General features: G+C 69.3%; 19 protein-coding genes and 2 pseudogenes. 10 read left to right on the forward strand and 11 right to left on the reverse strand.

Features of this window, described 5'->3' with window-relative positions:
- Positions 1-363 precede the first annotated feature (363 nt).
- The 3 genes from ACWGI8_RS17400 to ACWGI8_RS17410 all read left to right on the forward strand — a co-directional run bounded on the left by ACWGI8_RS17400 (position 364) and on the right by ACWGI8_RS17410 (position 2,907).
- Complete coding sequence (locus tag ACWGI8_RS17400) at positions 364-1,521, forward strand: globin domain-containing protein (RefSeq protein ID WP_453661799.1); 1,158 nt, start codon at positions 364-366, stop codon at positions 1,519-1,521.
- A gap of 68 nt (positions 1,522-1,589) precedes the next feature.
- Positions 1,590-2,180 carry a pyridoxamine 5'-phosphate oxidase family protein gene (locus ACWGI8_RS17405; protein WP_453661801.1) on the forward strand — a complete coding sequence of 197 codons (591 nt, stop codon included), beginning with the start codon at positions 1,590-1,592 and terminating at the stop codon, positions 2,178-2,180.
- A 130-nt stretch (positions 2,181-2,310) separates the two neighbouring features.
- A complete protein-coding gene (locus tag ACWGI8_RS17410) occupies positions 2,311-2,907 on the forward strand; it encodes a TetR/AcrR family transcriptional regulator (RefSeq protein ID WP_453661803.1) in 597 nt (198 codons plus the stop codon).
- 16 nt (positions 2,908-2,923) lie between these two features.
- Here ACWGI8_RS17410 and ACWGI8_RS17415 read toward each other — a convergent pair whose 3' ends face one another.
- Positions 2,924-3,748: an SDR family NAD(P)-dependent oxidoreductase gene (locus tag ACWGI8_RS17415; RefSeq protein ID WP_453661804.1), complete on the reverse strand. Its 825-nt coding sequence runs from the start codon at positions 3,746-3,748 to the stop codon at positions 2,924-2,926.
- Between the two features lie 404 nt (positions 3,749-4,152).
- Positions 4,153-5,184, reverse strand: a complete 1,032-nt coding sequence (locus ACWGI8_RS17420) for a saccharopine dehydrogenase family protein (protein WP_453661806.1) — start codon at positions 5,182-5,184, stop codon at positions 4,153-4,155.
- Between the two features lie 134 nt (positions 5,185-5,318).
- Here ACWGI8_RS17420 and ACWGI8_RS17425 point away from each other — a divergent pair, with 134 nt between their 5' ends.
- On the forward strand, positions 5,319-6,260 hold the full coding sequence (locus ACWGI8_RS17425; RefSeq protein WP_453661808.1) for a helix-turn-helix domain-containing protein: 942 nt from the start codon (positions 5,319-5,321) through the stop codon (positions 6,258-6,260).
- 219 nt (positions 6,261-6,479) lie between these two features.
- Here the strand turns inward: ACWGI8_RS17425 and ACWGI8_RS17430 are convergent, their stop codons facing one another.
- Positions 6,480-7,352 carry a hypothetical protein gene (locus ACWGI8_RS17430; protein WP_453661809.1) on the reverse strand — a complete coding sequence of 291 codons (873 nt, stop codon included), beginning with the start codon at positions 7,350-7,352 and terminating at the stop codon, positions 6,480-6,482.
- 111 nt (positions 7,353-7,463) lie between these two features.
- On the reverse strand, positions 7,464-8,054 hold the full coding sequence (locus tag ACWGI8_RS17435) for a TetR/AcrR family transcriptional regulator (RefSeq protein ID WP_453661811.1): 591 nt from the start codon (positions 8,052-8,054) through the stop codon (positions 7,464-7,466).
- 307 nt (positions 8,055-8,361) lie between these two features.
- Here ACWGI8_RS17435 and ACWGI8_RS17440 point away from each other — a divergent pair, with 307 nt between their 5' ends.
- Entirely contained in the window at positions 8,362-9,069 is a 708-nt protein-coding gene (locus ACWGI8_RS17440; protein WP_453661813.1) for an AAA family ATPase, read from the forward strand.
- A 117-nt stretch (positions 9,070-9,186) separates the two neighbouring features.
- On the opposite strand, the gene ACWGI8_RS17445 is transcribed toward ACWGI8_RS17440, so the two are convergent.
- From ACWGI8_RS17445 to ACWGI8_RS17475, 7 genes and pseudogenes are all read right to left on the reverse strand, one after another.
- Entirely contained in the window at positions 9,187-10,386 is a 1,200-nt protein-coding gene (locus tag ACWGI8_RS17445; RefSeq protein WP_453661815.1) for a M6 family metalloprotease domain-containing protein, read from the reverse strand.
- 83 nt (positions 10,387-10,469) lie between these two features.
- On the reverse strand, positions 10,470-11,735 hold the full coding sequence (locus ACWGI8_RS17450; protein ID WP_453661817.1) for an alpha/beta fold hydrolase: 1,266 nt from the start codon (positions 11,733-11,735) through the stop codon (positions 10,470-10,472).
- A gap of 178 nt (positions 11,736-11,913) precedes the next feature.
- Positions 11,914-12,003, reverse strand: a pseudogene (locus ACWGI8_RS17455) (GntR family transcriptional regulator); the annotation flags it as partial.
- A 5-nt stretch (positions 12,004-12,008) separates the two neighbouring features.
- Entirely contained in the window at positions 12,009-13,391 is a 1,383-nt protein-coding gene (locus tag ACWGI8_RS17460) for an aldehyde dehydrogenase family protein (RefSeq protein WP_453661818.1), read from the reverse strand.
- Positions 13,388-13,543 (reverse strand): annotated as a pseudogene (locus tag ACWGI8_RS17465) (proline racemase family protein); the annotation flags it as partial. The gene ACWGI8_RS17460 and the pseudogene ACWGI8_RS17465, both read right to left, overlap by 4 nt.
- Positions 13,544-13,648: 105 nt before the next feature.
- A complete protein-coding gene (locus ACWGI8_RS17470; protein WP_453661819.1) occupies positions 13,649-14,554 on the reverse strand; it encodes a dihydrodipicolinate synthase family protein in 906 nt (301 codons plus the stop codon).
- A 152-nt stretch (positions 14,555-14,706) separates the two neighbouring features.
- Positions 14,707-14,844: a hypothetical protein gene (locus ACWGI8_RS17475; RefSeq protein WP_453661821.1), complete on the reverse strand. Its 138-nt coding sequence runs from the start codon at positions 14,842-14,844 to the stop codon at positions 14,707-14,709.
- A gap of 172 nt (positions 14,845-15,016) precedes the next feature.
- Between ACWGI8_RS17475 and ACWGI8_RS17480 the strand changes: the two genes are divergently transcribed.
- The 5 genes from ACWGI8_RS17480 to ACWGI8_RS17500 are packed head-to-tail and all read left to right on the forward strand — an operon-like array spanning position 15,017 to position 20,658.
- Positions 15,017-16,762 carry an ABC transporter substrate-binding protein gene (locus tag ACWGI8_RS17480; protein ID WP_453661823.1) on the forward strand — a complete coding sequence of 582 codons (1,746 nt, stop codon included), beginning with the start codon at positions 15,017-15,019 and terminating at the stop codon, positions 16,760-16,762.
- Positions 16,763-16,776: 14 nt separating this feature from the next.
- Complete coding sequence (locus ACWGI8_RS17485) at positions 16,777-17,700, forward strand: ABC transporter permease (protein ID WP_453661825.1); 924 nt, start codon at positions 16,777-16,779, stop codon at positions 17,698-17,700.
- Complete coding sequence (locus ACWGI8_RS17490; RefSeq protein ID WP_453661827.1) at positions 17,697-18,683, forward strand: ABC transporter permease; 987 nt, start codon at positions 17,697-17,699, stop codon at positions 18,681-18,683. Before ACWGI8_RS17485 ends, ACWGI8_RS17490 begins: the two co-directional genes overlap by 4 nt.
- Positions 18,683-19,687: an ABC transporter ATP-binding protein gene (locus ACWGI8_RS17495; protein ID WP_453661829.1), complete on the forward strand. Its 1,005-nt coding sequence runs from the start codon at positions 18,683-18,685 to the stop codon at positions 19,685-19,687. Before ACWGI8_RS17490 ends, ACWGI8_RS17495 begins: the two co-directional genes overlap by 1 nt.
- The gene (locus tag ACWGI8_RS17500; RefSeq protein ID WP_453661831.1) at positions 19,684-20,658 is read left to right on the forward strand and encodes an ABC transporter ATP-binding protein; all 975 of its coding nucleotides are present in this window, start codon (positions 19,684-19,686) and stop codon (positions 20,656-20,658) included. The genes ACWGI8_RS17495 and ACWGI8_RS17500 overlap by 4 nt, the downstream gene beginning before the upstream one ends.
- Positions 20,659-20,700 lie beyond the last annotated feature (42 nt).

The following is a 20,700-nucleotide window of genomic DNA, read 5'->3' on the forward strand; positions in this document are numbered from 1 at the left end:
GAGTGGAACAGGTTCGTGCCGGTCGTACCCCTGGCTACTTCTGAGTCACCCATGCGGTCATGTAGCGTCCGGAACCGTTTGATCCGTTTCAACGCCGCTGCCCCGATGAGGACTCATGCTCGCCGATGCCGACGCCCCGATCGACGCTCTCCTGAGACGAAGGTTCCCTGAAGACCCCGCTCGCAGTGCGCTTCGGGGACGTGGCCCCATGAGCGATGCCGCCCGGCGGTCCGCCGGCGGGAAGCAACCTCGAATAACGGACGGGGGAGCGCTGGCCCCTTGAGATTCCGGATCAATCGATCGAACAGCGCATCCACGCCCCCGTCTCCGGAGCGCTCGGCACCCACCCCGGCGGTACATCTCGTGGAGCCTGGGGTCGTCGAGGCACCCCTGTCGGCCCACGAGCAAGACCTCATACGCGCCTCCGTCTCGGTGGTCGAGCCGTTCGCCGCAGACATGACGGTCTACTTCTACGCAATCCTCTTCGCCCGCTACCCCGAGGTCCGTCCCATGTTCCCGCCGGGAATGGACGCCCAGCGCGGCCGCCTGCTGCGCGCGCTGCTGCGCATCGTGGAGCTGGTCGACGACCCTGAGGGCCTGGTGCGCTTCTGCGGACACCTCGGACGCGATCACCGCAAGTTCGGCACGCTCAGTGCGCACTTCCCGGCCGTGGGCGAGTGTCTCCTCGCCTCCTTGGCCCGTTACGCCGGCCCCGCGTGGACCGCGGACATCGCCGCCGCCTGGACCAAAGCGTACGGCGTGGTCGCCGACGTCATGATCAGTGCTGCCGAGCAGGACGAGGCGGTTCGGCCCGCCGTATGGCCCGCCACGGTCGTACACCGTGTCTCGCGAGGACACGGCATTGTCGAAATCACCGTGCGCCCCCACATGCCCTACGAGTACGCCGCCGGACAGTACGTAAGCGTCGAGACCCCCTGGTGGCCGAAGCAGTGGCGCTACTACTCCCCCGCCAACGCGCCCCGCGAGGACGGCACCCTCACCTTTCATGTGCGCGCGGTGGCCGGCGGTTCTGTCAGCAGCGCGCTGGTGCACCGAGCCGCGGTGGGCGACGTGATCCAGCTGGGACCCCCGCTGGGAGACATGGTTCTGGACGCCGCCGCCCACAGCGACCTGCTGTGTGTGGCCGGCGGCACCGGACTCGCCCCGATCCGCGCGCTCGTCGAAGAGGTCGCCCGTCGCGGCGAGCGCCACCGGGTCGACCTGTTCCTCGGCGCCCGAACCGGCGCCGAACTGTACGGGGTCGACGACATGCTCCGGATGGCCCAGCGACACCACTGGCTGACCATCAGGGGTGCGGTCTCCGAGGAGCACATCCCCGGGATCAGGGGGTCCCTGCCGGAGGTTCTGGCCGAGTACGGACCGTGGTACCAGCACGACGTCTATCTCAGCGGCCCGGCCCCGATGGTCGTCGCCGCCACTGAAATGCTCACGCTGGGCGGCACCTCGCCCGACCGCATCCATCACGACCCGTTCGAGACGCCCGTCCTGTCCATTCCCTGAGCCAAGCGCTTGCCCGTCCTGCCCTTTCCCTGAGCCAAGCGCTTGCCCGTCCTGCCAGGAGAACGCCCGTGACCTTCGCCCCGCCGCCCTTCGGATCAGCAGGTGAACACCGGCTGCAGCAGCAACTGGGCACGGCCGACCGCGCCGCCCGGTTCTACGATCAACAGGTACGCCCCAGCCTCACACCCGAGATGCGGGACTTCATCGGCCGCCAGGCAATGGTCTTCCTGGCCACCGCCGACTCCCATGGAGAATGTGATGCCAGCTTCCGCGCGGGGCCGCCGGGATTTGTCCACGTGATCGACGACCACACGCTCGCGTATCCCGAATTCCGCGGGAACGGTGTGCTCGCCAGTGCCGGAAACATGACGGAGAACCCCCACCTCGGCATGCTCTTCGTGGACTTCACGCACCACCACGTGGGACTTCACGTCAACGGCACAGCCCGGCTCTGCACCGACACGGGCCTACGCTCCCTGCATCCCGGCCTGCCCACCGCCGTCGCGCCTGGGCGCAGCCCTGAGATGTGGGTCCATATGAGCGTCGAAGAGGCCTACATCCACTGCTCCAAGTACATACCCCACCTGGAACCAGCTCCCCGTTCCACCAGCCATGACGCCGCGCGCCCCAAGGACACGAACTATTTCACCGGGCCCTGACACGGCGCCGGCCAAGCCCAGCGCGCGCAGACCCATGTCCGTCAGCAGGAGATAGTGGTGCGTTCTTCTAGTAATTCCCTCTATTTCTGTTGCATTAGGCTGTCTGCCATGACGTCAACGCGATCGAGCCATGTCTCCTAAGCAACAGCGCGGCGAGGCAACCGTCGACCGTCTCCTGACTGCCGCCCTCCAGGTGTATGCCTCATCGGGCGGGCAGGGGTTCACGGTGAACGCGGTCACCGAGGCCAGCGGCGTCAGCCTCGGCAGCCTCTACCACCATTTCGGCAGCTTCGACGGTCTCGCTGCGGGCCTGTACACCCGGTGCATGGAGGAACTGTTCGACGAGTTGACCACTGCCGTGACCCGCACCCGCACCGCCCGCACCGGTGTGGCCGCACTCGTCAGGGCCTATCTGCGCTTCACCGAGGAGCGGCCCGACGCCGCGCTCTTCATCCATGCCTCCGCGTACTCCGGCTATCTCGTGGCTCACGCCGACCGGATCCGCGCCGCCAAGGCCGTGATGCTGGGAGGCATCGTGGACTGGATGCGGCCGCGGATCGAAGCCGGCGAGATCCTGCCCACCCCCGAACCCCTGATCGAGGCCCTGGTGATCGGACCAGTCGCCGAAACCGCGCGTCGCTGGCTGTCCAGCACGTACGACATCGACCTCGCCCAAGCCTCGCGGATCCTTCCCGACCGGATCTGGCGGTCCCTACGACCGGACTGACCCTCCTGGCCACTGTTCAGGCGACACCACGCACCCTTGTCAGCATCTCGGCCTGTTCCCAGACCCGCTGTGCCAGGGTCTGGTCCGCCGCGCGGGGGTCGAGGGGGACCTGCCGGTCGGCATCGAAGTAGCGACCGGAGGCGTCGCCGGGTTCGAGGGCGAGCCGGACCACAGGGGCGGCTCCTTGCTCAGGGGTGGCCCAGGACCGCTTCATCGCCTTCAGGAGAAGGCCCAGCACTCCGCCGGGGTCTCCGAGGCCGGTCCTGATCACACCCGGGTGTATCGCGTCGATGCTCACGCCGGTTCCCCGCCAACGACCGGCGAACAGTGGGACCATGAGGAGGTTGGCGAGTTTGGTCGTGCAGTAGGTACGCATCCGGTGGAAGTCGGCGCCCACGGGTGTCCGGTCCACATCGAGTCGCCCCTTGACGTACAGGCCGGCACTGACTTGGACGACCCTGGTCCGGCTCTCCAGGAATCGCCTCTCCAGTAGGTGGTTGAGCAGAAACGGCGCCAGATGATTCACGGCGAATGCGTGCTCGAACCCGTCCGGTGTGCGTACCAACCGGGCAGGCCACACGCCGGCGTTGTGTACGAACACGTCGATCCGCTCATACCGCCGAAGCAGCTCGTCGGCCACCGACCGTACATCGGAGAGCACGGACAGATCGCCGATCACCAGGCCGACGGAGCCGCCCAGTGCCGCGGCCGCCCGTTCCCCTCGTTCCCGATCCCGGGTGACGAGCACAACCCGGCACTCCCGTCGTACGAGTTCGGCGGCCACTGCGTAGCCGATGCCCCGGTTGCCGCCTGTCACCACCGTCGTGAAGTTGTCCTCCATGCCGGGCACTGTAGAGCACAACTAGAAGATCATTCTAGAAAAACGCTTCAATGGCGACGTCCAGTCGCGCACATTGGACCGGGACACGCTGCTGCATTGCTGGCTTGTGCGCTGCTGCTCGTCACCGGCAGCACCGTGCCCCTTCTCGACCGCGACGGAGCGGCGGCAACCGGGGCCCCGGCTCCGGCACGTCCGACAACCTGGTTCCGGCGCAGTTCGCCGGCACCTGGTCCCTCGCATCCCCCGCAGCCGGCATCCGCCACAACGCCGGACCCACCCACGGCGACGGATACCACTATGAACGCGCCAACTGACCCGACCCGACCAGGAGGACCTTGGCCTGACCGCGTGATCACGAGGTCCGCCCCGATCCGCTTGACGACGTCCTCATGCACATCGGTCCGCTACTGGCGCAACTCGAGGGTAATGTGCGTGGACAGCGCGCGGAGAAAGTCGGGCGCGTCGAAGATCTCGCCGGCGGAGGCGACACCGATCGTCCTGGTCCGCCCCGTGAGGATGCGGTCAACCGCTTCCACCGCGAGCGGCGCGCTGACGGCGTAGATGTCCTGGCCCCTCGCCACGGCGCGCCGTTCAGTACCGCCGGAGCGCACGACGACGTCGACGAGGAAGGATTGCGCGGACCGCCCGCGCTCGTCGACCACAGCCGGCGCCGGCGTGTCCGGGGCCGACAAGTCCCTGGCCGCCTCGATCGTCATGTATGCGCGTACCTCAGGGATGGACAGGTGGCTGGGGATGGTGACCGCGTCGGCCATCGTGAACTCCCCGATGACGGCCCGGGTTCCCAGCGGGTCGGGAAAGTCCCACTCCAGGACGGGCGGGTCGTCATGGCGGTACTCCAGCCGCCCGTTCGTGTAGCGGACCCGTTGCCCGTTCCGCCGCTGCCGGGAGACCGCGCCCGCGGCACGCGTCCCGGCTGTGGGGTGCCAACTGCTCAGCCCGTACGCGACGTGCGCCTCGTCGGCCGTCTCCCATTCGCCCATCGCCGCGGTGGCCAACAGGTCGCCGAGACCGCCGTAGAAGGCCATCGCAGGGACGATCACCGCTCCCGCGGCGCGGGCGCGGTCCGAGAAGTGCGCGAACGTATCGACGTTGGCCTCGATTTCGGCTGCCACATCCACATACGGGATTCCGGCGCGCAGTGCCGCCTCGATCACAGGGGCGGCAGTCGTGGCGAAGGGACCGGCACAGTTGATCACAGCCGCCGCACCCGCCAGTGCGCGGTCGAGCGAGGTCGCGTCGCCCACCGACGCCGGCCGGGCTTCGAGTCCGGGATCAGACGCCGCAAGCGCCCGCAGCTTGTCGGTGTTCCGGCCGGAGAGAACCGGAACGAACCCGCGTTCCCGTGGCTGTGCCACCACGAACCGCCCGGTGTGCCCGTACGCGCCGAACACCGCCACCGTATGCCCCGATCCCATGAGTTCTCCCCGCGCTCGAATGATCCACTGCGGACATCCTTGCGAGGGCGGGCGTCCCACCGTGAGTGTCTGGAACGACATGACCCATACAATTCCGGACGTGGGAACTGTCAGCGCTGGCCGTCACCGACGGGATGTTGCACTTCGAACTGTCCATTGCTTACGAGGTGTTCGACGCCGCCCCGGCATGTGTGACCGTCCCCTGGTACGACGTCGCCGTCTGCGGGTCTGACGCCGTGCGGGTCGGCCTGTTCCGGGTGGATCCCCACCACGGGCTGGACCGGCTCCGGCGCGCCGACACCGTGATCGTCCCCGCCTGGGCGGACGTGGACGAGGACCCACCTGCCGACCTGGTCGGCGCGGTGCGTGCGGCCCACGAAGCAGGCGCGCGCGTGGCCTCCCTCTGCACGGGCGCGTTCGTACTGGCCGCCGCCGGACTGCTGGACGGGAAGCGCGCGACCACGCACTGGGCGCACACCGCGGCCCTGGCCGCCCGCTACCCCCAGGTGGACGTCGACCCGGACGTGCTCTACGTGGACAACGGCAGCGTGCTCACCTCCGCCGGCAAGGCCGCCGCGCTGGATCTGTGCCTGCACCTCGTCCGCCTCGACCACGGCTCCTCGATCGCCAACGCCGTCGCCCGCCGCCTGGTCGTGCCGCCGCACCGGGCCGGCGGCCAGGCCCAGTTCGTCACCGCCCCGGTGCCCGCCCAGGACAACCACCCGCTCGCCGCACTGTTCCCCTGGGTGATCGAACGCCTCGACCATCCGCTGACCGTGGAGGACCTGGCACGCCGGGCACGGATGAGCTCGCGCAACCTGGGCCGCCGCTTCAGGGCGGCGACCGGCACCACCCCGCTGCAGTGGCTGCTGACTCAACGGATCCGCTACGCCCAGGAGTTGCCGGAGACCACCGACGACAGTGTCGACGCCATCGCGGCAGCTACCGGAATGGGCACCGCCACGACCCTGCGCCGACACTTCAACCGCACGGTCGGCGTGCCTCCGGACACCTACCGCCGCACCTTCCGCTCGCGGTTTCGCCCCGGCCCGAACGGCAGCCGGCAACACCGATGAACCTGAGCCAGAGGAAGCCCAGGGATCGACTTCGAGCCGTACGTCGCCTTCAACGCCGCCGAGGGGCCACCGCCTGGCTGCGAACCTGGACCGGTAACCCCGACATCGATGGCAGCGAGATGCGAGTCTTCGCAGAGGACGGCTCCGGTGAGCTCGCGGCCCGGTTGCCGACGAACCGTCCGGCCACCAGCCGGCCCCCAAGCGCAGGGCGAGAGCGAATCATCCGGTCGCCGATGCATTCCGCGACCGGAACCTGTGCTTGTCCGGGAGTGATAGCAGCCCGAAGGTGCGATGGGCCGCACCCGTCCCGCGTCGCACGACGACGACTGCGAGCAACACCGCCGCGGCGGGAACCCCGAGCCACCAGCCGAGCAGATGGACCAGCACGCTCGATGCCACGGCACTGCCGAGCGCCACTCCGAAGACGGCTCCGAGCACGGCGATCAGGATGCGGACGTGCCCTGGTGCCGTTCCGCCTGCCGGGTCACGCTCACCCGACCGGAGCCAGGAGACCATGGCTCCCAGCATCACGGGTACGAGAACGGCTCCCATCCCGTACAGCGTCACCGCGACCGGAGAAGCCAGCCAGTCGCCGACACGGGACAGGGCCTCCCCCGCACTGGGATTCTCGGGCCAGGCTGCGAAGGTCTCCCGGTCGGCGGAGAAGAAGCGCTGGTACCCGCGCCCGTCCCAGCCATGGACAAGGATGAAGAACATCCCGAAGTACCCCGCTCCCGCCTGGAGGAAAGCGGCGTACACGCGGCCGACTGCGATCAGCCGCGCTGCGACCCAGTAACCGAGCACGCCCTGACTCACGTTGGTCGCGGCGAACAGCGCGACCAGCCAGGCGGGCAACGCCCCGTGGCTGCGCGCCACCTGCATCGTCTCCCAGTCCGGAAAGCCCCACAGCAGCCATGCGCCGCTCGGCGCGAACAGTATCGAGCAGTAGAGGACGGTGCCCATCAGGTACGGGTCCGACCACCGAAAGGCGCGGCGGCGGGGGGCGGTGGGCCTGCTGCGGAGCCGGTACGCGGCGGCGGTCGCGAAGCTCGCACCGATGCCGTACGACCAGAAGACGTCGACCTGGACCATCACGCTCTCCTTTCAGGAATGACATGTCATTCCGCTTCGAAGGCACAAAAAATGAGCGGTCCTTGCGGGCCTGCGGTCAAGCTCAGGAGCTCAAAGCTCAAAGCTCAAAGCTCAGGATGAGCCGAGGCCGTCGAACATGAGCGTTTCCACCGTGTGGATCCACGGGTCACGCAGAACAGCGGGATCCTGCACGTGGAGGAGTCGCATGGCTCCGGTCACGATCATCCCGTTCACCGCGAGCCCGACCACGTGTGGATCCTGATCACGGCGCAGGAAACCCCGGTCCTGTCCGTTGCGGATGAATGCGGCGGTATACGCGGCCGCGGCCTCCATCGCCCGGCCGGCGAGGTCGGGCTCGGCCCGATCGATCGCTATCGCGTCATAGAACAGAATGCGGCACAACTCCGGTTCCGCCACGACGAGATCGAAAAGCTTGTGGCCGATCCGCCTGACCTGCTCCCGGTACTGCGACAGCGTCTCGGAGGACCTGGGGGATTCGTCGGACAGCGCATCCGTCACCTGACCGAGCGCTCGCGACACCACACTTCGTGCGATGTCCTCCTTGTTCTTGAAGTAGCGGTAGAACGTGCCGTGTCCGGCGCCGAGCTCCCGCGCGATGTCGGAGATACCAGTCGCGTGGTAGCCACGCTCAGCGAATACCCTCCCAGCCGCGCGCAACATCGCGTCCCGCTTGTCGACCACGCTTCTGGGCACAGGACACCCCTCACGTCAGCGGAGCACGGAACGGGACACGGAATGACATGTCATTCTCGAACTGTCCGCAGAGCCCCGTCAATAGATCCGGCCAGCGTCTGTATGGCTCCCGGCAACCCCACCCTGTGCCTCCCCAACTGCCGCCGATACGCAGTCCCGTGGCGGACCTGTGCGCCCGCCAGCCGTACACCGTCGAAGTGCACGGTGCCGCTGTCCACTGTGCCCACCGTCATGCTGGTCTCGGTGCCCGCGGATCCACGCGCCTCCTTTACACACCCTGTGGGAGACTCGACGCGTGATCGTCGAACATGCGTACGCACACGTGGCCTCGTACGAAGAAGGGGAATGGCCCTGGTCCGTGCCTTGTGTGCGCGAACTCCTCGCGGACGGACTGCGCTTCTCCGCGCCGGTGACCTTTCTCGTCGGTGAGAACGGTTCGGGCAAGTCGACTCTGGTCGAGGCTCTTGCGGAGGGCTTCGGCCTGGATTCCTGGGGCGGCTCGCACGACTGGCGCTATGCCAGCCATCGCGCCAAGTCGGTGCTGGGTGAGCGGATCCGCTTCGATGCGGCACCGCGCGGCCGGCGCATGCTCAGCAACTGGTCGGCCCGCAAGGGGTTCTTCCTGCGCGCGGAGACGGCGCTGGACGCGTTGGACCGGGAAGGGTTCGCACCGGATTCGGTCAGTCATGGTGAGGGCTTCCTCGCGGCGTTCCGAGGGAAGTTCCTGCAGCCCGGCCTGTATGTGATGGACGAGCCGGAGGCGGCACTCTCGTTCTCCTCCTGCCTTGAACTGATCGGCCATCTGGACCAGTTGGTGAAGAACGGCGGCCAGGTCATCTGCGCCACCCACTCGCCGCTGCTGACCGCGCTGCCGGGCGCGGACATCGTCGAGGTCGGCGAACATGGGATGCGCCGGGTGGCCTGGCGCGATCTCGCCCTGGTCGACCACTGGCGCCGCTATCTCGACGACCCGCAGTCCTATCTGCGGCGCGTACTCGACTGAGGAAGACGAAGCCTTCCGAAGAAACGGGCCGGCGGACGAAACCGACGATTCCCGGGCGCGCTCCTGAACACCCGGGAACCGGAACCGGTGGGCGGGATCGGCTCCCGGCCCCATGGTCTAGGACATGCGGAGCCGCACCACATCCCCCGCTCTGCCGCCCGCGAGAACGTCGATACGGACGCCGTCGTCCGGGTCCGTGAAGGTCTGGCCGGGCGTGTACGCCGCCAGGTCGAGTCCGGTGCAGCCGGTGCGCGGGGACGCGGACCCGCTGCCGTTCATGACCCGGACCGGTCCTTCGCCGGTCGGGGTCGCGGAGTCGGCCTTGTAGATGAGGACTCCGGCCGAGCACGCTTGCCAGTCGTTGCCCTCGGCCCGGCGGGACTCCACGACGTACGCCGTCGTCTCGCTGATGCGCAGTACGGCGATCTTGGTACCGCCAGGTCGCTCCACGGGGGTCAGCCGTACGGTGCGGTGTCCGGTTTCGGGCAGGCAGGCGACCTGGTCGTCGCGAATCCAGCCCAGCTTCCAGGAGTGCCAGCCCAGATATTGGGGGGCGTGGCCGGCAATGTTGCCCATGACGTCCCAGCCGCCGACGTACTGATGGGTGGCGCCGGTGAAGGAGTACAGGTCGGGCAGCCCGAATGTGTGGCCCGTCTCGTGGGCGACGACCTTGGGGCCCCAGCGCCACAGATCCTGACCGAACGTCACGGCCCACTTGAGGCGCGTGCCGTCAGCGGTCACGCCGGACGCGCTGGGGTCGTAGAGGTAGGTCGGGGAGAAGGAGATCGCGGGCGCCGCCCTGGTGGGGACGACGTAGACCATGTCGTAGCGCGAGAAGTCCGCGTACGGGTCGGCGGCCGCGATCGCGTCGCGCACGTACTTCTCGTGGGTCTCGAAGGTGAGGCCGCGTGCGAATCCGTACGAGTCCGAATTCGCCGGCATACGGATCCAGCGGTGCAGTGAGGTGACGTCGAGACGGGAGCGGCCGTAGCTGGCTGTGCGCATCCAGTCGGCGGCCGGGGCCAGTTGGGCGGCGTAGGCATCCGTGGAGTCGGTGGCCTCGGCGTCGGGGAAGTCCACGAAGAGCGTCAGCACACGCCGGGTTCCCGTGGAGGGCTGGAACTGGACCCTATCGGTGTCGTGGCCTTCGTCTGTCCAGCCGGTCCTGCCGGGAAGCGCGCAATCGGAAGCGGGGGCGGGAGAAGCGGGGAGAGGGACTGGGGCGGCCGCGGTCGCCGGGGTGGAGACGGCGAGACACGAGGCGGCGAGCGCGAAGGCCGCGGTGAAGGGACACAGGCGGGTCGGCAGGGCAGGCATGTCTCTCCCGTCGGAGGCGGTGGCAGGGGAAGGGGGAGGGAAGGGGGAAGGGGAGGGACGGGGAGGCGCGGGGAACCAGGCAGTTACGCGCGGCCCGCGGCCATGTCCATCAGGCGGGCGAGTACGCGGCCGCCTGAGGCGGTGACGCCGTCGTGCTCCCACTCGTTGGTGACCCAGGCACGGGTGGCACCGACCTCTCGCGCCGTGCGCAGGGAGAGATCCGCGTCGACGTACATGTCGTCGTGGTACACGACCGCGACAAGGGGGACCTGGTTGGCGGCCAGGCGACGAGGGTCGTAGAGCGGGGGCCAGTCGCTGCGCTGGGCCAGGAGGTCCGCAGCGTCCGCGAAAGAGCGCAGACCCTTGATGTCCTGGAACATCCAGGGGTAGATCATCTCCCCGGTGAGCAGGAGAGGATCCGCCTCCTCGGCGAACTCGGGAAAGCCGGCGAGTGCCCGGGAAGCCGCCCAGCCGGTCGGACCGGCCCCTTGCCCGTACAGCGTCTCCTGCATGACGGCGAACAGCGGGTTGCCTGTGAATCCGGTCAGATCCTCCACCTGGTGGAGAAAGGTGTCCGTCAACTCGCCGCCCGGGTCCAGGGATTCGTCGAGCAGCCAGTGGATCCGTTCGAAGCCGTCACCCATGCCGAGGGCGAGGCCGAGGGTGCGCAGGCGGCGGGTGGTGAGGCGGTCCCCTCCCGGCAGCCGGATGTCGTCGGCCGCAAGGAGATCGGCGATCTTGCGGAGTCGAGGCGCGTCGTCCGGATAGCGGGCGTAGAAGTCGAGGACCCGCTCCCGCACCCGGGGGTAGGTGCGGGCGTACACGTCATCGGCGGTCGCGGTGAGACCGGGCAGGCCGCCGGTGACGTAGCAGGCCCGCAGACCTTCTGGGGCCTGGGAGAGGTAGGTGAGGGTGATGAACCCGCCGTAGCTCTGGCCGAGCGTCTCCCAGGGCGCGTCGCCGCACAGACGGCGACGTATCAGTTCCGCGTCGGCCACGATGGCGTCGGCACGGAAGCAGGCCAGATACGCGGCCAGTCGGGCGGGTGTTTCGAACCGGGAGGCCGTGCGAGCGGTGACCGGGGTGGAGCGGCCGGTACCGCGCTGGTCGAGGAGCAGCACCCGGTGGGTCTTCAGGACCTGAGCCAGCCACCCCGGCGAACCTGCCGAAGGACGCGGTGCCTTACCGCCGGGGCCGCCCTGAAGATAGAGCAGCCACGGCAGCTGTTCACCGGTGCGTGCGGGGTCGACGACTTCGCGCGCGAACACCTCGATGGTCGGGCCGCTCGGAAGGGAGTGGTCCAGCGGGACGGTGAAGAAGTGATCGGTGATGGCGTACGCCGGGTTCATGGGTCCCTTCCACAACACGCAAGCGCCAGGTGGCGTGTGACATTGCATAGGTAGCGTGAATCAACGACCCCGTCCCGAGGAACTCCCACTCGGACATAGCACCGTGTTATGGGGCTCGTGCCGCCTCAGGCCGAGCGCTTCCCGGTGCCTCGCGCCGCTCGCCCGGTGCCCGCCGGGGACCGTGCAGCCGGGACCGATTGCGCGGCTCGCCGACGGTCTCGACGAGGCGGTCGTTGCCGGAGAGCGCGAGGAGCGACAGATGGAACTGCAATGTCACGTTGCTTTCGCAGGTGACAGGGTGTAGGTCCGGCTGGAGGTGTAGAACGCCAGCGCCGCCCGGCCCTGTTCGCGCGGCCCGTGGCTGGATGCCTTGGTGCCTCCGAACGGCACGTGGAAGTCGACGCCGGTGGACGGTGCGTTGATCCTGATCATTCCGGTGTCGAGCCGGTCGAGTCCGCACAGGGCCGTGTTCAGATCGGCGGTGTGGACCGAAGTGACGAGGCCGTACGGCACGGAGTTGGTGATCTGCATCGCGCGGGTCACGTCCTCGGCGTGCAGCAGCGCCGCTACGGGTCCGAAGACCTCGTCGCGCAGCAGGCGGTGTCCCGGGGGGACCTTCTCGACAAGGGTCGGGGCCGCGTACCAGCCGGGCCCGTCGGGCACGGTGCCGCCGGCCGGCGTGCTCAGGCCCTGCCAGGCGTCGCAGACCTGATCGCGGGCGTGCCGGCTGATGAGCGGCCCGCTCACGGTCGCCGCATCGGACGGATCGCCGACCGGAACGGTCCGCAGTGCCTCGGCGAGTGCCTCGCGCAGGGGATCCAGGGCCGCGCCCACCGCGATGACACGGCTGGTGGCGGTGCACTTCTGGCCCGCGTAGCCGGCGATCGCGGTGGCGATGTGGGCCGCGGCCTGCTCGATGTCGGCGTCGGGCAGGACGATCGCCGCGTTCAGACCGCCCATCTCGGCCTGGACCGGAACACCTCGGGCCGTGGCGCCTTGTGCGACAGCCCGTCCCACCGCGGTCGACCCGGTGAAGGAGACCACATCGGCGGAGGAGACGAGCGCGTTGCCCTCCGTGGCCGCGCCGGGCAGGACGGTGAACACCCCGGCCGGCAGGGCCCGCTGGACGATCTCGGCCAGGCGCCCGGCACAGGCGGTGGCCTCGGGGGCGGGCTTGAGGACGACCGCGTTCCCGGCAGCGAGTGCCGGGGCGGCCTTCCAGCTCGGAATGGCGAAGGGAAAGTTCCAGGGCGTGATCAGTCCGGCCACGCCGTGCGGCCGACGGCGGGTGAGCAGCAGACCTGGGCCCGCGGCGGTCTCGTGGACCTCGCCGACGGGCTCGTACGGGGCCTGGGCGTAGTAGCGCCAGATCGCAGCCGTGCGCGCGACCTCGACGCAGGCTTCGGCAAGGGGCTTGCCCACCTCCCGGACGGCGAGCGCGGTCAGCTCGGCCTCCGCGGCGTCGATGGCGTCGGCGACCGACACGAGAGCGGCCGAGCGGGCGGCCGCCCCGCCGAGCAGCCACTCCGGCTGGGCGGCGCGCGCCCGGTCCACGGCGTCGGCCGCCGCGAAGGCGCCGGGCGCAGGAACCTGAACGAGTACGTCGGACGGGTCGGCCGGATTGCGTGAGGTGATGAGGGATTCGGTGGCGGTCACAGGAGGGAACCTCCGAGGAAGGGGTCGTCCGGGTCGAGGAAGTACTGGGCGGTGCCGGTGATCCAGGCGCGTCCGGTGACGGTCGGCACTGCGGCGGGCGGCGCGCCGACGGTGGACTCCTCGATCAGACGGCCGGTGAAGCGGGTACCGACGCCGCCGGTGATCACGCGCGTGGGCATCCCCTCGGTGTGTGAGTCGACTGCATGGAAGACATGGCGCGCAGGCACGGGCTTCCCTTCGGTCAACGGGCGGAGTGGTCAGCGGTGGCCGTCGGCGACGGCCTTTTCGGTGGCGGCCCGCACTCCCGCCTCGGTCTCCCCGGACAGCGGGAAGCGCGGCGGGCGGGTGGGCCCGCCCGGCCGCCCGACGATGTCCATGGACAGCTTGATGGACTGGACGAACTCCGTCCTGGAGTCCCAGCGCAGCAAGGAGTGCAGGGACTTGTAGAGCGGGAGGGCCGTGGCCAGGTCGCCGGCGACTGCGGCGTGGTACAGCGTGGAGCAGCCGGCGGGGAACGCGTTGGGGTATCCGGCGATCCATCCGACGGCACCGGCGACGGCGAGCTCGAGCAGGACGTCGTCGGCACCGATCAGCAGGTCCAGTTCCGGAGCGAGTTCGGCGATCTCGTACGCCCTGCGGACGTCACCGGTGAACTCCTTCACGGCGACGACACTGCCGTCCTGGTGCAGCCGTGCGAGTATGCCGGGGGTGAGATCGACCTTCGTGTCGACGGGGTTGTTGTACGCGACGACCGGCGCCCCCGCCCGGGCGACCTCGGCGTAGTGGGCACGTACGGCCGACTCGTCGGCCCGGTAGGCGTTCGGGGGCAGGAGAAGCACCGAGCCGCAGCCTTCCTCGGCCGCCTGTTCCGCCCAGCGCCGGGCTTCGGCGCTGCCGTAGGCGGAGACGCCGGGCATGACGCGTGCGCCGCCGGCCACTTCGACCGCGGTCCGCACCACGCGGGCACGCTCCTCGTCGGTGAGGGTCTGGTACTCGCCGAGTGAGCCGTTGGGCACGACGCCGTCGCAGCCGTTGTCGAGCAGCCAGCGGACGTGGTCGGCGTACGCGTCGTAGTCGACGGACAGGTCCTCCCGCAGGGGCAGGGTGGTGGCCACCATGATGCCGCGCCAGGGGCGGGTGCTGTTCCAGGTGGTGTCGGTCATGTCAGCGCAACCTCTCTGCGGTATGTGACATTTCACTAGGGGGTGTGGGCTGCCCATGAGGGGACCCTCGGTCAGCCGTCGGCGACTGGGAGGGCGCCGGACTCGGGTTCGATTTCTGCTTGGGCGGCTCGGTCGCCGTGCCGATGCAGCCGTCAGTCGACATGCCCCACCGGGCCAGAAGCGTGAGCGGCGGCCATCGCGGGGGCGAAGGCGCGCATCCGGTCCCTGCGGCCCTGGGGTTCCCGGACGGCGCCGACGACGATGACGTCCGAGACGTTTCTCGTGAACACGACAGTAATATTTCACATTGCACAGCCTGTCGCCAGGCCGCGGTGCCAGCCTCCTCGGACACGGGTGGGTAACGAGACACCCGACACCTTGTCAGTGCAATTTCACATTACTATGTTACCGGTCACATTCCAGCCGTCCTGGGCTGTCCGACTGCTTCCGGAGTGACCACTCATGGACAAGCGCACCTGTACCGCTCTCGCCACAGCGCTCGTGGCGACCCTCACCCTCGGCACGGCCGGCTGCTCCGGCGGGCCGGAGGCGAGCGGCGCCCGTAGCGGCAAGAACCCGGCAACGACCAACAACGGCCATGTGGTCGGCGGGACGCCGCAGAAGGGCGGCACCCTCACCGTCCTCTCCAACCAGGACTTCACCCACCTCGACCCGGCCCGTAACTGGGTGATGGGCGACATGGACTTCGGAACCCGGCTGCTCTACCGCACCCTCGTCACGTACAAGGCGGAACCGGGCGCCAGGGGCGGGGACCTGGTCCCCGACCTCGCCGAGGATCTCGGCGTCTCCTCCAACGGGGCCAAGACGTGGACCTTCAAGCTCAAGAAGGGTCTGAAGTACGAGGACGGCTCGCCGATCAGGGCTCAGGACATCAAGTACAACGTGGAGCGGTCCTTCTCCCCCGACCTGCCCGGCGGCCCCGACTACGCGGCCCGCTACCTCGCCGGCGCGGAGGGCTACCAGGGCACGGCCCAGGGCAAGCACCTCGACTCCATCAAGACCCCCGACGAGCACACGATCGTCTTCGAACTGCGCAAGCCCTTCGCCGAGTTCCCCTACGCGACGGTCCTGCCCACCTTCGCCCCGGTGCCGAAGGCGAAGGACAAGGGGCCCCAGTACGACAACCGCCCGTTCTCGTCGGGGCCGTACAAGATCGAGTCGTACGACCGCGACAAGCAGCTCGTGCTGGTCCGCAACACCCAGTGGGACCCGGGAACCGACACCGTGCGCAAGGCGTATCCGGACAAGGTGGTCGTGGTGATGGGGCTCAAGGCCAACCAGATCGACGACCGGCTCATCGCCGGCCAGGGCCAGGACGCCTCCGCCGTGCCCTGGGGCAAGCTGCGCCCCGAGAGCACCCCCAAGGTGCTGACCAAGGACGACGTCAGAAAGCGGCTGCTCGCCGAGTCCACCAACTGCACCGAGATGGTGCAGATGCACACCGGCCGTGCGCCGTTCGACAACGTCAAGGTGCGTCAAGCCGTGCAGTACGCCCTGGACCGCGAGGGCATTCTCACCGCCTCCGGCGGGCCGGCCCTCAACGACGTGGCCACCGCCTACATGCCGGGCCCGCTCTTCGGCGGCAGTCAGCCCGACACCCTGAAGATCCCCGCAACCGGTGACGCGGAGAAGGCGAAGCAGTTGCTGAAGGAGGCGGGCAAGCCGGACGGCTTCTCCACCAGCATCACCGTCTCCAACGGCGACAAGGGGGTCGGCGAGGCGATCCAGCAGTCCCTCGGCCGGGCCGGGATCAAGGTCACCATCGAGACGGTGGACCCGTCCGCCTTCTACGACACCATCGGCGACACCAAGAACCGCACCGATCTGGTCTACACCGGCTGGTGCCCCGACTACCCCTCCGGCTCCACCTTCCTGCCCTTCGTCTTCGACGGCCGCTACATCAAGGAGAAGGGCAACTCCGGCAATCACTCGCTGTTCCGCGACGAGGCGACCATGAAGCGGATGGACGAGGTCGCCGCCATGACCAATGCCGAGCAGGCGGGCAAGGCATGGCGCGAGCTGGACGGACAGATCCTCGCCAAGGCCCCCGCGGCACCCGCCGTCATCGAGCGCATGCCCCTCCTGCTCGGCACCAACGTCGCGGGCGCCTTCGGCCACACGTCCTTCGGCGGCCAGATCGACTACGCCACGGTCGGCCTCAAGGACCCCTCCAAGAGCAGCAACTGAAGGCACGTCACCTCATGGCTTCCACCGTCTCCGTTCCGGTGGGCAGCAGCCCCTGGCAGCTCGCCCGCGCGGAACTGCGCCGTCGCCCCTCTGTGAAGGTCTCCCTCGTCGTGGTCGCGCTGTTCGCGGTCATGGCGGTGGCCGCCCCCGTGCTCAGCGCGCTGGGCGGCTGGTCCCCCGAGGAGTTCGACAAGTCCGCCGTCGACCCCTACCTGGGAGGACAGCCCATCGGTCCGCTCGGTGGTGTCTCGGCCGAGCACTGGCTCGGCGTCGAACCCGTCACGGGCCGGGACCTGTTCGCCCGTGTCGTGCACGGCGCCCGGATCTCCCTGCTCATCGCCTTCGCCGCCACCGCGATCGTCGTCGTCGCGGGGACGGTGGCCGGGATCGCGGCCGGCTACTTCGGCGGCCGCACCGACGCCGTGCTCTCCCGCCTGATGGACCTCACCATGTCCTTCCCGTCCCTCATCTTCATGATCGCGATGATGTCCGTGGCCAGGGACGTCAACCGGGTGGTCCTGATGACCGCCGTGATCGGCCTGTTCGGCTGGCCGGGCATCGCCCGCGTCGTGCGCGGCCAGACGCTCTCGCTGCGGCATCGCGAGTACGTGGACGCGGCGCGCGTCGCCGGATCGGGGCCCTGGCGGATCATCGGCCGGTCCATCCTCCCGGGCGTCGCCGGGCCCGTCATCGCGTACACCACTCTGATCGTCCCGGGGATGATCGCCACCGAGGCAGCCCTCAGCTACCTGGGCGTCGGCGTCCGCCCGCCCACCCCCTCGTGGGGGCAGATGATCGCCGAAAGCGTCGCCTTCTACGACACCGATCCGATGTACTTCGTGATCCCGAGCCTCTGTCTGTTCCTCACCGTGCTCGCGTTCACACTGCTCGGCGACGCGCTGCGCGACGTCCTCGACCCGAGGGGAAGCCGCACGTGATCGTCTACCTCGGCCGCCGGACGGCCGGCGTCATCGGTGTCCTGATCGCCATCGCGGCCGTTACCTTCACCATCTTCTACGTCCTGCCCTCGGACCCGGCCGCCGCGGCCTGCGGCAAGTCGTGCAGCGCCGAGCGTCTGGCGGCGATCCGCGCCCACATGGGGCTGGACCAGCCGCTGTGGCGGCAGTTCGCGGACTTCGTCACCGGCATCTTCACCGGCCGCACCATGGGCAGCGGCCAGTACGCACTGCACTGCGACTTCCCGTGCCTGGGCTACTCGTACGAGAACAGCCAAGGCGTGTGGGACCTGTTGACGGACCGGCTGCCGGTCTCCGCCTCGCTCGCCCTGGGTGCCGCGGTGATCTGGCTGTTCCTCGGCCTGACCGCAGGAGTCACCGCCGCCCTGCGCAAGGACACGTACACCGACCGTGCCCTGATGGTGGGTGCGGTCGCCGCCGCCTCCCTGCCCGTCTACTTCACCTCGATGATGCTCATCTACGGGCTGATCCGAACAGCCGGCCTCCTCCCCTACCCGCAGTACGTGGAGTTCACCTCCGACCCTCTCCACTGGGCCTCGAACCTGCTGCTGCCCTGGCTGGCCCTGGCCATCCTGTACGCGGCCATGTACGCGCGCCAGAGCCGCAGCTCGATGATCGAGACGATGGCGGAGCCGTACATCCGCACCGCCCGCGCCAAGGGTCTGCCGCGCCGGACGGTCGTGGTCAAGCACGGGCTGCGAGCCGGTATGACGCCCATCCTCACCCTCTTCGGGATGGACCTGGGCGGGCTGCTCGCGGGCGCGGTGATCACCGAGTCCATCTTCGGGATCCCCGGCATCGGGCGGCTCTTCTACGGAGCGCTGTCGACCGGCGATCAGCCGGTCATCCTCGGCGTCACGCTGCTCGCCGCCACCTTCATCGTCGTCGCCAACCTGGCCGTCGACCTGCTGTACGCCGTCGTCGATCCCCGAGTGAGGTATTGATGGGCGCCCCCGAACCCGTGCTGTCGGTGCGGGACCTGACGGTCACCTTCTCCACCACTCGCGGTCCGGTGCGGGCCGTGGACGGCCTCGGCTTCGAGGTTCGGCACGGAGAGACGCTCGGCATCGTCGGAGAGTCCGGTTCCGGCAAGTCCGTCACCTCCCTGGCGGTGATGGGCCTGCACACCGGCGCCTCGGTCACCGGCTCCATCACCCTGGGCGGCCGGGAGCTGACCGGTCTGCCGGAGCGCGAGCTGAACCGGTTGCGCGGCCGCAGGATGGCGATGATCTTCCAGGACCCGCTCTCCAGCCTCCATCCGTACTACACCGTGGGCGAACAGATAGCCGAGCACCACCGCGTGCACTTCGGCAGCAGCAGGAGGGCCGCCCGTGAACGGGCCGTGGAGGCGCTGGCCGAGGTCGGCATCCCCGAGCCGAGACGCCGGGCGCGGGAGTACCCGCACCAGTTCTCCGGCGGCATGCGCCAGCGGGTGATGATCGCGATGGCGTTGGCCTGCGAACCCGAGCTGCTGATCGCGGACGAGCCGACCACAGCCCTGGACGTCACCGTCCAGGCGCAGATCCTGGAGCTCATCGCACGGATCCAGCAGGAGCGGGGGCTGGCCGTCGTCATGATCACGCACGATCTGGGAGTGGTCGCCCGCGTCGCCCACGAGGTGCTGGTGATGTACGGGGGCCGGGCTGTCGAAAGGGCCGACGTGGACACCCTGTTCACGGCGCCGGCCCACCCCTACACCGGCGGCCTGCTCGACTCCCTTCCCCGCCTCGACGACAGCGACGACGAACCGCTGAGGGCGATCCCCGGCAGCCCGCCGTCCCTGCTCACCCCAGCTCCCGGCTGCGCGTTCGCGCCCCGCTGCCCCAGGCTCGGCCACACCTCCGCCGAGGAGCGCTCCCGCTGCGAGACGGTGCTGCCGCTCCTCGACGGCCCGGCCGGGCATCCGGCCGCCTGCCACTTCCCCGCGTACGAAGGCATGGCCTCATGACGTCCACCGAACCACTTTTGTCCGTAAGGGACTTGACGATGACGTTCCCCGGACGGCGGCGGTCCGCCCCGGTCCGGGCCGTCGACGGCATCACCTTCCACGTCGCGGCGGGCGAGACGCTGGGGCTGGTCGGAGAGTCCGGCTGTGGCAAGTCCACCACCGGCCGCATGATCGTCCGGCTCCTGGAACCCACCACCGGTTCCGTCACCTACGACGGACGCGACATCAGCCACCTGTCGCAGCGGGAACTCAAGCCGCTGCGCAAGGACCTGCAGATGGTCTTCCAGGACCCGCACTCCTCGCTCAACCCCCGCCAGACGGTGGCCCGGATCATCTCCGACCCGATGCTCGTACAGGGCAGTTCGGCGGCGGAGGCCCGCACCCGCGCGGTCGAGCTGATGGAGCTGGTGGGGCTCATCCCCGAGCAGATCGACCGTTATCCCCACGAGTTCTCCGGCGGTCAGGCCCAGCGCATCGGCATCGCCCGCGCACTGGCCACCGGCCCCCGGCTGGTCGTCGCCGACGAGCCGGTCTCCGCCCTCGACGTGTCCGTCCAGGCCCAGATCGTCAACCTGATGGAGCGGCTCCAGGGCGAACTCGGCCTGGCCTACCTCTTCATCGCCCACGACCTGTCGGTCGTGAAGCGGGCGTGTGACCGGGTCGCCGTGATGTACCTGGGCCGGATCGTCGAGATCGGCCCGAAGGATCAGGTCTACGCCGCCCCGGCCCACCCGTACACACGCGCGTTGCTGTCCGCCGTACCGCTGCCCGACCCGGCCGCCGAACGGTCCCGAGAGCGGATCACCCTGCTCGGGGACCCGCCCAGCCCGGCCTCGCCCCCTCCCGGCTGCACCTTCCACCCGCGCTGCCCCAAGGCCCAGGAGATCTGCCGTACCGAGGCACCGTCACTGGGGAACACGGTGCCGGCCTCGGCGCGCCAAGTGGCCTGCCACTTTCCCGAAGCGGCCTGAGCCGGCGCCCGGAGTGCGCTGAGCACGGCTGCGCCCCGGCTC

This window comes from Streptomyces sp. NPDC054841, assembly GCF_053611045.1.

What these genes read in the sequence shown, in the direction of transcription:
- ACWGI8_RS17410 (WP_453661803.1), top strand. Translation starts at nt 2,311, where the DNA reads ATGTCTCCTAAGCAACAGCGCGGCGAGGCAACCGTCGACCGTCTCCTG.
- ACWGI8_RS17415 (WP_453661804.1), bottom strand. Translation starts at nt 3,748, where the DNA reads ATGGAGGACAACTTCACGACGGTGGTGACAGGCGGCAACCGGGGCATC.
- ACWGI8_RS17420 (WP_453661806.1), bottom strand. Translation starts at nt 5,184, where the DNA reads ATGGGATCGGGGCATACGGTGGCGGTGTTCGGCGCGTACGGGCACACC.
- ACWGI8_RS17425 (WP_453661808.1), top strand. Translation starts at nt 5,319, where the DNA reads ATGTTGCACTTCGAACTGTCCATTGCTTACGAGGTGTTCGACGCCGCC.
- ACWGI8_RS17430 (WP_453661809.1), bottom strand. Translation starts at nt 7,352, where the DNA reads ATGGTCCAGGTCGACGTCTTCTGGTCGTACGGCATCGGTGCGAGCTTC.
- ACWGI8_RS17445 (WP_453661815.1), bottom strand. Translation starts at nt 10,386, where the DNA reads ATGCCTGCCCTGCCGACCCGCCTGTGTCCCTTCACCGCGGCCTTCGCG.
- ACWGI8_RS17450 (WP_453661817.1), bottom strand. Translation starts at nt 11,735, where the DNA reads ATGAACCCGGCGTACGCCATCACCGATCACTTCTTCACCGTCCCGCTG.
- ACWGI8_RS17470 (WP_453661819.1), bottom strand. Translation starts at nt 14,554, where the DNA reads ATGACCGACACCACCTGGAACAGCACCCGCCCCTGGCGCGGCATCATG.
- ACWGI8_RS17480 (WP_453661823.1), top strand. Translation starts at nt 15,017, where the DNA reads ATGGACAAGCGCACCTGTACCGCTCTCGCCACAGCGCTCGTGGCGACC.
- ACWGI8_RS17485 (WP_453661825.1), top strand. Translation starts at nt 16,777, where the DNA reads ATGGCTTCCACCGTCTCCGTTCCGGTGGGCAGCAGCCCCTGGCAGCTC.
- ACWGI8_RS17495 (WP_453661829.1), top strand. Translation starts at nt 18,683, where the DNA reads ATGGGCGCCCCCGAACCCGTGCTGTCGGTGCGGGACCTGACGGTCACC.
- ACWGI8_RS17500 (WP_453661831.1), top strand. Translation starts at nt 19,684, where the DNA reads ATGACGTCCACCGAACCACTTTTGTCCGTAAGGGACTTGACGATGACG.